The sequence below is a fragment of the Gardnerella sp. DNF01205 genome (assembly GCF_049244135.1).
Lineage (GTDB): Bacteria > Actinomycetota > Actinomycetes > Actinomycetales > Bifidobacteriaceae > Bifidobacterium > Bifidobacterium leopoldii.
The window spans coordinates 75420-89282 of sequence record NZ_CP058378.1 but is presented as its reverse complement, the minus strand read 5'-3'; the positions used below and the strand labels follow the sequence as shown (position 1 = coordinate 89282).

The window sequence follows — 13863 nt, the reverse complement described above, 5'->3', positions numbered from 1 at the left end:
AAGTTATCAACGTTTGTGATTAACTATGTGGATAACTTATATAGTTGTCACCAATTTAGGCACAACTTATACACAATCCTGTGCACATTGGTGGAAAACTACACGTGTGTAATTTAATAAATCATGCCTTCAAACAAAACATTGCACAAGCAGTGAGAATAGCAAATAGTGATACAAAATATACTAAGAAACGCGTATTAAACGAAGCTTTTTTAAGTAGCGGATTTTGTACTCCGAGCAATGCTGCAATTGCAGTACCTGAAATTAAGCCTCCAACGTGTGATTGCCAAGCGATATTAGGTACAATAATTGGCATAGCGAGAGTAATAGCAATCCAAATAATTGTTCCTCGCATGTTTTCTCCTAGTCGCCATTGTGCTACGAGAAGTGCACCTATAAGCCCCATAATAGCTCCCGAAGCACCGTATGAAGCAACGAACCAATTATTAGTGAGTTTGCACCATACGATATCAGCTACGCTTCCGCCAAAGCCGGATATTAAATACAATCCAAAAAACTTCCATTTACCGAAGAATCGTTCTAATTCAACTCCGAGCGACCAAAGACATAGCATATTGAAGAAAATATGGGTTAAATTTGGTGCGTGAACAAACATTGATGTGAACCAAGTCCAAGGTGTTTGTAACGCAGTAATTGGAAGAAACGCAGTATAGCTTATTAGAGTCGAATAATAATTTGGATATGCAAAGTTTAGTACCATTTCCAATATCCAAATAAAAATGCATGAATATACTAAAATGGCTGTGGTTGTGTTAAAACGAAGTCTTATATTATTTAAAATATTTTTAATATCAAAGTTGTGCATATGCTTATGATATCGGTTTTACTTCACAAATTTAATCAATAACATTATTTAAAAAAGATGCAACTCTGAAGAAAAGCAACTATGATAGTTATTACGCGACAAAAAGCGGTATAGATTGTTGACTTGGACGAGCAGGTCAGCTTAACCGGAAAGGAGCCATCATGGAGAACAGATCCTCTGGCGGTTGGAAGTTCTTTGCACTGCTCTTCGGAGCACTGCTCGCAGGTATTGCTGCGTTGTATGTGTACAAGCAGCATAATCCTGATTATGACCCTTGGGAGGAACCATGGGAGAACAGTTCTTCGCCAATTGACCTAGGGTTAGAAAAAGAAGAGAAAGAAGCTAACGATACTCCTGCCGCTGAGGCATAAGTGACATTTGCTTTATACAGTCCAAAATAAAGGCGATTGCGTATATTCGTAGTCGCCTTTATTTGTAATTACTAAAGAATTGTTGCAAACAAAAGCGTTTGTCTTACATGCAATTTAACTAAAATCTACACAAAAAGGCGGAAACTGATTAACAGCTTCCGCCTTTTATGTAATTTACGCAGCAGTATTACTTAATTGCATGCTTGCGCTTTTTGAAACGCAGTTTGCCCAAGGAGAACGATCCAACGGAGGTTGCAATGAACAACGACAGTAATGCTGCATATTGCGTTGCAGAACCTGTTGCTGCTAATAGATTTTTTGACGCATTATTTTGTTCAGTGTGCGATGCGTTAGAAGTGCTATTTGCAGACTGGTTGTTTCTTTTATTTTCGTTATTACCGATATTTTTAGCGGAACAATCACAATTGCAAGCAGGCGAAGTATCGTTATTTTGTTGATCTTTTTGATTTTGTGTGCCGGCATTATTTGGCATAGTTTGAACGTAAATAATATTCGGCTTGTCTGGAACATTTGAGTGATCTGGATTTGCAGGCTTTTGTGGTTCTGGATCTGTTTGTGTTCCAGTATCAGTGGTTTCTGGTGTATCTGTCACTGTATCTGTGCCAGTGCCAGTGTCGGTTGTTTCCGGTGTATCAGTTTGCGTGCCGGTATCGGTGGTTGTTTGCTTATTGTATTGAACATAATAAACATCATCTTTAATATTGACAGTAGTAGAAGCTTTTTCTACTGGCATAACACTATATCCCTTAATTTGAGGAAGTGTAAACTTCTCAAAAACAGCTTTAGACCAAGGGCTTAACACTTTATTGCCTTTGCTATCAGTTTTAAGAGTACGATGAATCTCTCTTTTGCGAATAATAGTATATTCTGGCTCGCCCGGCTGATCGTGAACTGTTATAGTTTGCGTAATAGTTTTTTTGTATTTTACTTCTTCAATAACAAATGATGCGTTAGCTGTTAAATGAGCGTCATTGTAGCTGTTTTTGAACTTGTCGAAAATGGTATCTGTAATTACGTATTTTTTATTATCTTTCTTTTCTTTTTCTTTTATCCAGTTATTGACTTTTTTCTGAGCTTCCGCAAGAACAACGTTTCGTTGTGCATCTTTATTTGAAGCATCAATGCTTGTGCTGTAGTAGACTACTGGCATTTTGATAGTTGCAAAAGGAGCTTTTTTATCGTCATAATCTTTGCGAGAATGATAGAGGCGCACACAATGGTGGAATCCACTTATATTTTTTATTTCCTTAACAAAGGGTCCATCAGTTATGAAAATTGCGCCGATTCCTGATCTGTTATAAGGCCCTTGTTCTTCTCCTTGTGCCATATTATTGATAATTTTAATAAACAGTGGACTATTCTTATAACTTGTAACAGACTTCCAATCTTTAGCTATTAATGTACCGGTAAGTTTTGAAAACATTCTGTTCATATTGACATCGTGATTAAGCTGCCACTTACCTAAACCAGAGAAGTCTTCGAGATTATAGTTAGAAATAAACATCTGTTGCATATTAGTAACGTTTTTAACATTCCAGTTAGCAAGTGGAGATAAATCTCTTATGTCTGCAGCATAGAACATATCTTTCATAATCGTTACTTTAGCAGTGTTCCAATTCTTCAATGGTTCTACTGATCTCAACTCATAGCATTGTGCAAGCATGCTGTCCATTGTTGTGACATTGTCGGTTTTCCATTTGCTCAAGAATCCAAAATCTTTATCTGGCACTATTTTTAATCCGTTGAATACATAATCCATGTTCGTTACTTTAGAAGTATTCCAGCTAGATAAGTTAGGAAGATCTACCAAAACATAGCATTGAGAAAATAGTTCTTCTAAACTAGTAACAGTACTTACATCCCAATTCTCTATGCCTTTTATAGTTTGAAGTTCCCCATTGTCAAAGAATGTTCTATGTAAACCAGTAATTCTACCTGTATGTAAATTAGCAAGATCAATATGTGTAAGCTTTGTGCTTGCAAACAAATAACTTAAGTTAGTGTCAGGCATATTAACAGGATTGCCATTATGAGAAATAGCAATAGTTTTAGTGTTATTTGTAGTGTCAGTTTGATTTTTATCAATTAATCCAGATAAAGTGTTCTCTGCAATGCTTAAGCTAGTAACACCTTTGTACTTGCTTCCATTAGTTGTATCATCTTTAAGATCTGCAAGCGTTGGAACAACTACATGCTTTTTATCGCCATTGTAAGATTCAATGGTCGCGCTTGTGCCATTTACTGTAACAGTCCATTTACTTACGTCAACTTTGCCGTAAATATTTTCGTCTAATGGTTTAAGAGATTGTAGTTCAGTGTTATTTGTTTGAGTTGTGCTTCTATCAGTTTGTTTCAGGGGGGGGGGGTATTCGTTTGTTTATTATTTTGTGACTGTTGCGTTGACTGCGCAGTTGCGCGAGAAGTTAAAGCAAAGCTGTTTGCTGCAAAACTAAACAAAAGCGCGAGAGCGCATATAACTGCTGTAATTATGTATGAATACGATAAGCGTATACTCTTCTTCTTCATAAAACCTTCTTTAATAAAGCACGCAACTAAAGGCATGCGAATATTGTTGAAAATACATTGCTATTCTAGGAGTTATTAGTGTCAAATGGTAGGTGCATGCAAAATAAAATAACAATATTTACAATTTCTTCAAAAGATTAAAAATAAAAATATATGCATAAATAACGTAACTATGCAAATAAATAACACTACGAAATAAATAACACTACGAAAAGCAGTAGTGAGTTTAGAAACAATAACGCCTGCGGAAGTACAAAACTCACGCAGGCGTTATTATGTATTGCTATTAGAGAATACTCAATTACTCAGCAACAGGTGTTGGAAGAGCACCAGTGTGCCAAATGCGATCGAGGTAATCTTCGATAGAGCGGTCAGAAGAGAAGTAACCAGAGTTGGCTACATTCAAGACTGCCATGCGAGCCCACTTCATTGGATCGCGGTAAGTTTCCTCAATCTGAGCCTGAATATCCATGTAAGAGCTGAAGTCAGCCATTGCCATGAAGTAATCGTGGGTAAGCCAATCGTTAACGAGTGGCTCATACACGCTCTTGTCGCCGTTGGAGAAGGTGCCGTCAGCAACCATATCCACAGCAGTCTTCAAGCGAGGATCAGACTCATAGTACTTACGGGAGCCGCCGTGATCGTAGCCTTCAGCGTAGAGCTTCTCAACCTCGTCAACGGTCATGCCGAAGAGGAAGAAGTTCTCAGCGCCAACGCGCTCACGAATCTCAACGTTTGCACCATCGAGAGTACCAACAGTCAAAGCACCGTTCAAAGCGAACTTCATGTTACCAGTACCGGAAGCTTCCTTACCAGCCTGAGAAATCTGCTCATCCAAATCGGTGGCAGGAATCAAGTTCATTGCCAACTCGATGTTGTAGTTTGGTGGGAAGAACACAGCGAGCTTGCCCTTGCATGCTGGGTCGTTATTCACCACGCGAGCAACATTGTTAATGAGCTGAATGGTGAGCTTTGCCATAGCATAGCCAGGAGCAGACTTAGCGCCGAAGAACACGGTGCGTGGAAGCATCTTGTCGACGTCGATTGTGCCGTTCTTAATTCCAGCGTACATGGAGATGACCTGGAGGATCTTCATGGACTGGCGCTTGTACTCGTGCAAACGCTTGATGATGGTGTTGAACATGGTGTCTGGGTTGATCTCAAAGCCATACTTCTGCTTTGCGAAATCAACGAAGGCAAGCTTGTTCTGCTTCTTGACTTCAGCAAACTTCTTAACGAATGCCTTGTCGTCAGCCAATGGCTTCAAACCTTCGAGAAGCTCCAAATTACCTTGCCAAGCGTCGGTGCCCAAGCCCTCAGTGATAAGAGCAGACATACGTGGGTTGCTCAAGCGCACGAAGCGACGAGGAGTTACGCCGTTAGTGACGTTCTTGAATTTATCTGGGTAAACGCTGGAGAAGTCCTTCAAAGTGACATCCTTCAACAACTCAGAGTGAAGCTCAGCAACACCGTTAACGTAAGAACCGCCGTAGGTAGCCAAGTAAGCCATACGAACTACAGCACCTTCGCCATTTTCGTCAGCGTCGGTAGCGATGCGCATGCGCTCAACCTGATCCTCAGCAACGCCCTTACCGCGAAGCTCGTTGCGGAACTGCTCGCTGATGCCCTGAATGATCTCAAGGTGGCGTGGCAAAAGTTCGCCGATAAGCTTGGCTGGCCAAACTTCCAAAGCTTCTGGAAGCAAGGTGTGGCAAGTGTAGTTGAAGGTCTTGGTGGTGATACCCCAAGCGGTGTTCCAATCGTAGCCGTACTCGTCCATAAGAACGCGCATAAGCTCTGGAATGCCGATAACTGGGTGAGTATCGTTCAACTGGAAGTTAATCTTGCTTGGGAAGGTGGTGAGATCCGGCTTATCCTGACCTGGATAGAATACGCGGATAGCATCATGAATAGAAGCAGCTACGAAGAAGTACTGCTGCTCAAGACGCAAAGCCTTACCTTCTGGAGTGGAATCTTCTGGGTAAAGAATCTTAGAAATGTTTTCCGCTGCAACCTGTGGCTTAACAGCGTCCAAGTAATCAGACTTGTTGAAGGTGAGCAAATCAAACTCGTCGTAAGACTTAGCAGTCCACAAACGAAGAGTGTTTACGCGACCAGAATTATAACCTGGAACCATGTAGTCAACTGGTACTGCACGAACAGACCAAGCTGGCTTCCAAACGCGCTTGCCGTTTTCTTCTACAACTTCACCACCGAAGTTGACGCGCTGGTCACGACCATAATCAATGTGACCCCATGGCTCTTCATTGCTAAGCCAGTAATCAGGGGTTTCAACCTGCTTACCTTCTTCATCAAAGCGCTGCTTGAAGATGCCGTAACGATACTGGATGCCGTAGCCAAATGCTGGAACGCCAATAGAGGCGAGTGAATCGATGAAGCAGGCTGCGAGACGACCCAAACCGCCGTTACCTAAACCTGGTTCATACTCAGCATCGATAACAGCCTTTGGATCAAAGCCAAGCTTAGTAACAGCCTTATTGAATTGGTCAGTAAGACCAGCGTTCAACAAAGCGTTCTCAAGCTGCTTACCCATCAAGAACTCTGCGCTCAAATAGCCCACAGCCTTGGTGTTGCCATTAACCATGTCATGCTGAGTCTGCATCCAAGAGTCCATCAAGTGACGACGAACTGCGGTAGCAGCGGCAACATACACATCTGCCGTAGTGGCCTGCTCTGGCGTTACACCCTGGGTGTACTTGAGGTGCTCTTGAAGTTCTTTGGCAAATGCCGTCGCAGTAGTTTTGGCTTTCGGCGCGACGTGTTTAGTCATATTTGACTCCTTGTGCCGTTTGATATATTTCCTAAAAGTGTGCAGCCTAAAACTTTGTGTTTAGACAATTAAACCACCACCATTTTGCAGATAACCTTTGCAGATAACTACAAGAGGCATGTGAATGCACACGATAACCCCAAGAATACCACAACCTAGCCCCTTTAAATATTTGTATATAACGTCTTAATACAAATATATTGCTGAAAGTAGGTTGTTTAGAAGATAATAAAAAGTATGTCAGTAATACTTGAACGAGATATAAAACGAGGACAATGTGCTTGGCAATCCTGGCGCGAATCAGCTATTAAAGCACTTGGCGATGGCGTAGAAGCTACGCAAATAAATAGTAATATTTTAAATATCTCTTTAAGCGACGAAGCTTTAGCAGTTAGATATTCGTTATATCTTCTTGAAAATAAGGTGCCTGGGTGTGCAGTAGAAGTAAGAGTTGCGCCTTTTGGTGCAGTAAAAATTTTGGAAGGACCAGCTTCGGATCCGCATAATCTCACGCCGCCAGATGTTATTGAACTTGAGCCTAAAGTATGGCTTCGATTAGCGAGTGGTGTTACTAAATGGCATCAGGAACAGGACTTTGGCAACATAAGTGCAATTGGCGAGCGTGATGATTTAAGCGATATTTTGCCGTTGTAAGTTGGCTTTAAGCAGCTTAAATTGCGTATTTACAGCATGTATTTACAAATATCCTGGGCAAACAGTATTTCGAATGCCCAGGATACGTAAATAAAATAATTTTAATAAAATTTAATTTTTAATTGTCGTGTTTGTGTATGAAGTTTGGAATTGGCATAGGGATATGATGATGCACTGGCGTGTGCGCTCCCGAGTTTGTAGAAGAGTTTTCGCTGCTAACGGCTTTTGCAGCTGCTTCCGCAGCCCACTTGGCATACTCGTCTAAATCATCTTCGTTTGAAGCATCAACGGCATCATTTTCTTGATCTGTGTCATTCTCTTCTGGAAGATATGTATCTTCCTCATAGCTTTCGCTCGACGCAAATGGATCGAAGGATCCTTGTCCGGGTTCGCTGGAATTAAGTTCCTTAGCAAGCTCGTCATAATCCGTATCGGTCGTCAGGTATTTGAGCTTACGGGCAATTTTCTGTTGCTTTGCCTTCTGTCGTCCGCGGCCCATCTGACCCCCTCTAAAAATTAAGTAACAATCAGTTCATCACACAAGAGCGTACCACTTAACCGCAACCGAGTATATTGTCTGTGTAAACTTTTACCATAAAAGCCATATTTTCAGCGTAAAAATACGCACAATTAAGGAGCCTAAAATGCCGGAAGAAGCACAGGTTACAGCTGCTGGTAATGAGATGAGCGCAAGCTTCCTTGCAGCGCGTAAACGTTCAGATGCAACGCTTGAAAAGTTAAAAGCTAGCCCTTCGTCTTTTACTATGCTTACTGGAGATCGCCCAACTGGCCGTTTGCATTTAGGACATTATTTTGGATCTATTCGTGAGCGTGTTGCAATGCAGCAGCGCGGAGTAAAAACTAATATTATTATTGCAGATTATCAAGTAATTACTGATCGTGACACTACTGAGCATATTGAAGATAATGTTTTGAATTTAGTGCTGGATTATATGGCTGCCGGAATTGATCCTGAAAAAACAATGATATTTACTCATTCCGCAGTTCCTGCAGCAAATCAGCTTATGTTGCCTTTCCTTTCGCTCGTTACAGAAGCAGAATTACACAGGAATCCTACTGTAAAGTCGGAAATGGAATCATCTGGACATGCTTTAACCGGATTGCTCCTTACGTACCCAGTGCACCAAGCTTGCGATATTTTGTTCTGCAAAGCTAATGTTGTGCCGATCGGTAAAGATAATTTGCCGCATGTTGAAATTACTCGTACGATCGCGCGTCGTTTTAATGAGAGATACGCAAAAAAGAATCCAGTGTTCCCAGAGCCAGCAGCAATTTTGTCTGATGCTCCTGAAATTCCAGGATTGGACGGACGAAAGATGAGCAAATCTTACGGTAATTCGATTATGCTCGGAGCTACTGCCGAGGAAACTGCCAAATTAATTAAGAAGAGTCCAACTGATTCTGAGAGGATGATTACTTTTGATCCAGTAACTCGTCCGCAAGTTTCTGCGCTTCTTACTACCGCAGGTTTAGTTACAGGCAGGGATCCTAAAGAGATTGCTGAAGAAATTGGCAACGCTGGTGCTGGTGCATTGAAAGCTTACGTAATTGAAAATGTAAATAATTTCTTAGCACCTCACCGTGAGCGTCGTGCAGAACTTGCAAAAGACATGGATACTGTTCGAGACATTTTGCATGACGGCAATAAGCGTGCAAATGCTATTGCAGAAGAAACGCTTTCCCAAGTGCGAGATGCTATGGGAATGAAGTATTAATTAAATTTCAATAAGTAAAGTAATAAAAAATAAAGCCGCTCGCAAGAAAACTTGTAAGCGGCTTTTTGTTAAAAATTAACGGGCTGAAACTTAGAACATCACACGTCGTAACGCCAGCTTTTATCTGTAATAACGCGTGCTACAGCAAGACCAATAGGTAAGCAAATAATTACCATGAAAGCGCGGAAAGTCCAGTCTAACGCCGGGAGCGTGTGGAATTGACCAAGATAAAACATTGCGCGATACATATAAAGTCCAGGAACCATAATTACGATAGATGGAACCGTAAGACCTATTCGTGGATAACCCAAATATTGAGGCGCTAATCCGTGACGAACGATAGTTCTCCAAGCAGAAGCTAGCAAACCTGCCAATAAAGCACCGCTGAAAGCTGCAATTTCGGCAGCAACTCCAAAATCTGTCATAGTTAAGCGAAGAGTATCTGTAATAGCGCCAATAATGCCAGCAACTATGCACATGCGTTGTGGAGAATTAAACAGCACTGAGAAGCCCCATACTCCGGCAAAAGCTGTAATAAGTCGAAGAACTGCGTTAAGCCAAGGATTTAATCCGAGAGGAGGGAAGCCTTGAGGATTGAGCTGTACAAGGCTTGCAACCGTCCATCCTGCAAGAGTTCCCATCAAAATAATCGCCATTGTGTAACACAGTCGTTGAATTCCTGAAGGGAAATCAATTTTTGCAATATCTAAGCCGCCTGTAATAAGAGGGAATCCAGGAATAACAAACAACACTGAACCAATATATGCAGTTGTATGATTAAGCGCGCTAGGGTCAAAGCAGCCAATAAGACGTAAAGCCCCAATGCATGATAGTGCACCTATTGCAACAGCTACGAATGTAACTACAAACTGGTTTAGATGCTTCATAAACATTCTGCGACGAATATAGTGACCGATTCCTGCACCAATAAAAGCACCAATCATGTCGTAAATACCGCCGCCAAGCAAGAACGCAAAGGATGCGCAAGCAACTGCCGAAGCAAGACCAGCAAACCACGGTTTGTATAGCGGTTTCCTATTTTTAATCAAATCAAGACGGTCGTGTACTTCCCTAACTGTAAGAGGATGATCATTTTTAGACTCGTCATTACTGTTGGATGTGTTTACGTGCGAAAAATGTTCAGCGTAAGCACTTTCTGGCTGCAATGCAAAAATGCCGCGTGGTTTTTCTTTTTTTATAGCTTCTTGCAACGCTTTCTTTTTTGCAATTTTAGTAGCATTTTCTTCAGACTGCTTAGCTGTTTGTACAATGGTATGTTCGTCGTCGCTCGCTTGCAATGTGTCAACTAATTCCTTAGAAACAGCAGCTTTAGAGTGATATAAAGAATCGTTTCCAAGCTTGACGTTAAACCAATCTGCAAAATGTTCTAGAAGCCAAATACGCTCAGTGTTAACACCTGTGGTTGGAAGATCTACAACTTCAGTAATTCGCTCATGCTTATCAGTACAAGTTGCTTCAATATCTGTGAGATTCACGTCCGCGCGCACATGTACACCCATTGGTTCGCCGATTCTGTGCATAAGCTCGCGAACTCGGTAGCTTCCTGTGCCTGCTCCTAAACCGAGCGCACCGACGCGAATAATAATACTCGATTTCGCAGCAATTCCTGCTTGCGTAACTGGCTTATCCCAATCTCGCTCAACATCGTCCATATCGAGTGGAATAGCATGAGTATGAAAACGCCCAGAAGGTTTTCCGACTATATGACCAGTCGAAAGAATTTCAGGCTTATCGCAATCGCAGTTGTTGATGCTGTTGTCGTATTCATTATTCTCGATATTATTCTCTGCTGTACTCACAATTTTTAGTATACGCAACCCCGTTGCCGAGTTATATTTTGTTGATAAATCAGCATTCTTTACTACGTCCGGTGGTAGTTTCACAATTAACTTGGTATCTCGCTGGAAACAAGGCTGTGGGCTTGCAACTTCTGACCTACATAACCGCGGAGGAGCCGCGGAAGTCAGACGACCAAGCAACCTTAGTCTGGCGTAAGGAGGTCTGATGGCAACAGAAAATCAGCAGGTTACTCCGGCAGACGCAACTATTGTTACGTCTGGTTTAGGGCGAAAAGGCCCAGAGGAGCGTGACCTTCCAGCATCACTTAAGCAAGACATGGATTTGTGCTTGCATATTCTTCGCGATGTTCTTGGCGAATTTGATGAAAAATTATTAGCAGTATTCGACGATGTGCGTTTGAATGCTGTAGAAGCTAGTGCAGCTCATTTTGCGCAAATGGTAGACGCAAAAGTAACTGCAGATGATGGCTTAAGTAAAGCTGTTAGCAAGCTCAACGGAATGAATTTGCACGATACGCAGCTTTTAGCTCGTGCTTTTGCAACATATTTCCACTTGGCAAATTTGTGCGAGGAAAATTATCGTGTTTCTGTACTTCATCAGCGTGAATGTGAAGTTGAAGACTCGTTGCCGGTTGATCCAGTTAACGAACTAACTTGTGCTTATCACAAGTTACTCACTGAAATGAGCCCTGCTGAAGCGAAAGAATTGCTCGCAAAGCTTGAGTTCCATCCTGTATTTACTGCGCACCCAACCGAAGCTCGTCGTAAAGCCGTTGCAGGTAAAATTCGCAGAATTTCGCAATTATTAAGCGAACATCATCGTTTAGGCGGATCTGATAAGCGCGAAAATTATCGTCGTCTCTATAACGAAATTGATGCGCTTCTTCGCACTTCTCCGATTGCTTTGAAGAAGCCAACTCCAGTTGAAGAAGCTGACACTATTCTTGACATTTTTGACGCTACTTTGTTTGACACGATTCCAGTCGTGTATCGTCGATTTGACGATTGGCTGCTTGGCAAGAAGGCTGGATTAGTTCCTCCGCGTTGCCCTGCATTCTTCCATCCAGGAAGCTGGATTGGTTCAGATCGAGATGGCAACCCTAATGTGACAGCTAAAGTGAGTCGTCAAGTCGCTCGAAAGTTTAGCGATCACGTGCTTGTGGCTTTGGAGAATCGTACTCGCGAAGTTGGCAAATGCTTAACTATGGAAACGCGCACAACGCCTCCAAGTGTGGAGTTGCTTGAGTTGTGGAATCGTCAGCGCGAAATGAGCGAACAGCTTACAGAAAACGCTTCAGACGTTTCTAACAGTGAGCCGCATCGTGCTGTAATGCTTGTAATGGCTGACCGTTTGCATCGCACTATTAGCCGCGATACGGATTTGATGTATCATTCTTGCGAAGATTTCATTGAGGATTTGCAAATTGTGCAACGCTCTTTGGCAGAAGGCGGAGATCCTCGTGCTGCATATGGTCCTTTGCAGGATTTGATTTGGCAGGCGCAAACCTTTGGATTCCACATGGTTGAAATGGAATTCCGTCAGCATTCTCTCGTGCATTCTCGTGCTTTGGAAGATATTCGCGAACATGGATTGCACGGCGAACGCGGACCGCTTCAGCCAATGACTCGTGAAGTACTCGATACGTTCCGTGCTTTGGGTGCAATTCAAAAGCGCAACGGAATGCGTGCTGCTCGACGCTACATTATTTCCTTCGCAAAATCTGCTCAGCATGTGCGCGATGTATTTGAGCTTAATCGTCTTGCTTTCGCTCACCCACAGGATGCGCCAACAATCGACGTCATTCCGCTGTTTGAGCAGCTTGAAGATTTGCAGAATTCCGTAAATGTGCTTGAGGAGATTATTAAAATTCCTGAAGTGCAAGCTCGTCTTAAGGCTACTGGCCGCAAGATGGAAGTTATGCTTGGATATTCGGATTCTTCCAAGGATGCTGGTCCTACTTCCGCAACGCTTGCTTTGCATTCCGCTCAGGAGCGAATTGCTCAATGGGCTAAGAAGCATGATATTGATTTGACACTGTTCCACGGTCGCGGCGGTGCTGTTGGTCGCGGTGGCGGTCCTGCAAACCGTGCAGTGCTTGCTCAACCAGTTGGTTCCGTCAACTGCCGTTTCAAGCTTACTGAGCAGGGCGAAGTTATTTTCGCACGATATGGCAATCCAATTCTTGCTATTCGTCACGTTGAATCCGTTGCTTCTGCAACTTTGCTTCAGTCTTCGCCAAGTGTTGAGAAAACTAACACTGATATGACGAAGAAGTATGCGGATATGGCTGCAAAACTTGATGTTGCAGCTCATGAGCGCTTCCTTGACTTGCTACAAACGGATGATTTTACTCCATGGTTCTCTACGGTTACGCCGCTTAGCGAGATTGGCTTGCTCCCAATCGGCTCTCGCCCAGCTAAGCGCGGTTTGGGTGCGAAGTCTTTGGACGATTTGCGCACAATCCCGTGGGTGTTCTCTTGGGCTCAGGCGCGAATCAATTTGGCAGCATGGTACGGTTTGGGCACGGCTTGCGAAAAGTTTGGTGACTTGGAAACTTTGCGCAGAGCTTACGAAGAGTGGCCGCTATTCAGTACTTTTATTGACAATATTGAGATGTCTTTGGCTAAGACAGATGAGCGTATTGCTCGCATGTACTTAAGCCTTGGAGATCGTGAAGATTTGAGCGATAAAGTACTTTCAGAAATGCAGCTTACTCGCAAGTGGGTTTTGCAAATTGTCGACGACAAGTGGCCTTTGCAGCACCGTCACGTGCTTGGCCAGGCTATTCGTGTGCGCTCGCCTTATGTTGACGCGCTGTCTGTAATCCAGTCGCTTGCATTGCACAAGCTTCGCAACAAGGTAGACAAAGAAGAGCTTAGCGAAAGCCAGCAGGCAGAGTTCATCTACCTTATTCTTTGCACTGTTTCTGGTGTTGCTGCAGGCTTGCAGAATACTGGATGATTTTATAAGTTTATATGATTAAGAAAAGCCTTCGTGCTGCTTTGTTAGCTGTGCGTTGGCTTTTCTTTTTATAATCATATTTTATAAATTTTGTTAGCTTTTATAGCATATTTTCTATTTAACACAGTAACGATAGAATATGTTTTATAAGTCGAA

9 protein-coding genes are annotated in these 13863 nt (G+C 42.6%); 4 read left to right on the top strand and 5 right to left on the bottom strand.

All coding sequences use genetic code 11. The features are described from left to right. Positions 1 to 121: 121 nt before the first annotated feature. Positions 122 to 826: a rhomboid family intramembrane serine protease gene (locus HXT47_RS00350; protein WP_004106124.1), complete on the bottom strand. Its 705-nt coding sequence runs from the start codon at positions 824 to 826 to the stop codon at positions 122 to 124. Between the two features lie 161 nt (positions 827 to 987). Between HXT47_RS00350 and HXT47_RS00345 the strand changes: the two genes are divergently transcribed. Beyond that, positions 988 to 1197 (top strand): hypothetical protein, encoded by a 210-nt coding sequence (locus HXT47_RS00345; RefSeq protein ID WP_004106126.1) that lies wholly within the window; start codon positions 988 to 990, stop codon positions 1195 to 1197. A gap of 187 nt (positions 1198 to 1384) precedes the next feature. Here the strand turns inward: HXT47_RS00345 and HXT47_RS00340 are convergent, their stop codons facing one another. Continuing rightward, entirely contained in the window at positions 1385 to 3229 is a 1845-nt protein-coding gene (locus HXT47_RS00340) for a BspA family leucine-rich repeat surface protein (RefSeq protein ID WP_174191464.1), read from the bottom strand. 816 nt (positions 3230 to 4045) lie between these two features. After that, entirely contained in the window at positions 4046 to 6535 is a 2490-nt protein-coding gene (locus HXT47_RS00335; protein ID WP_004119745.1) for a glycogen/starch/alpha-glucan phosphorylase, read from the bottom strand. A 237-nt stretch (positions 6536 to 6772) separates the two neighbouring features. On the opposite strand from HXT47_RS00335, the gene HXT47_RS00330 reads away from it, so the two are divergent. Then, a complete protein-coding gene (locus tag HXT47_RS00330; RefSeq protein ID WP_004106130.1) occupies positions 6773 to 7189 on the top strand; it encodes a sterol carrier family protein in 417 nt (138 codons plus the stop codon). A gap of 118 nt (positions 7190 to 7307) precedes the next feature. Here HXT47_RS00330 and HXT47_RS00325 read toward each other — a convergent pair whose 3' ends face one another. Next, the gene (locus HXT47_RS00325) at positions 7308 to 7688 is read right to left on the bottom strand and encodes a DUF3073 domain-containing protein (protein ID WP_004106131.1); all 381 of its coding nucleotides are present in this window, start codon (positions 7686 to 7688) and stop codon (positions 7308 to 7310) included. 145 nt (positions 7689 to 7833) lie between these two features. Here HXT47_RS00325 and trpS point away from each other — a divergent pair, with 145 nt between their 5' ends. Beyond that, the gene (gene trpS / locus HXT47_RS00320; RefSeq protein WP_004106132.1) at positions 7834 to 8925 is read left to right on the top strand and encodes a tryptophan--tRNA ligase; all 1092 of its coding nucleotides are present in this window, start codon (positions 7834 to 7836) and stop codon (positions 8923 to 8925) included. A gap of 98 nt (positions 8926 to 9023) precedes the next feature. Here trpS and HXT47_RS00315 read toward each other — a convergent pair whose 3' ends face one another. Next, on the bottom strand, positions 9024 to 10745 hold the full coding sequence (locus tag HXT47_RS00315) for a threonine/serine ThrE exporter family protein (RefSeq protein ID WP_421789070.1): 1722 nt from the start codon (positions 10743 to 10745) through the stop codon (positions 9024 to 9026). Positions 10746 to 10950: 205 nt separating this feature from the next. Between HXT47_RS00315 and HXT47_RS00310 the strand changes: the two genes are divergently transcribed. After that, positions 10951 to 13707, top strand: coding sequence for a phosphoenolpyruvate carboxylase (locus HXT47_RS00310; RefSeq protein ID WP_004119754.1), 2757 nt, complete (start codon positions 10951 to 10953; stop codon positions 13705 to 13707). Positions 13708 to 13863: the final 156 nt, after the last annotated feature.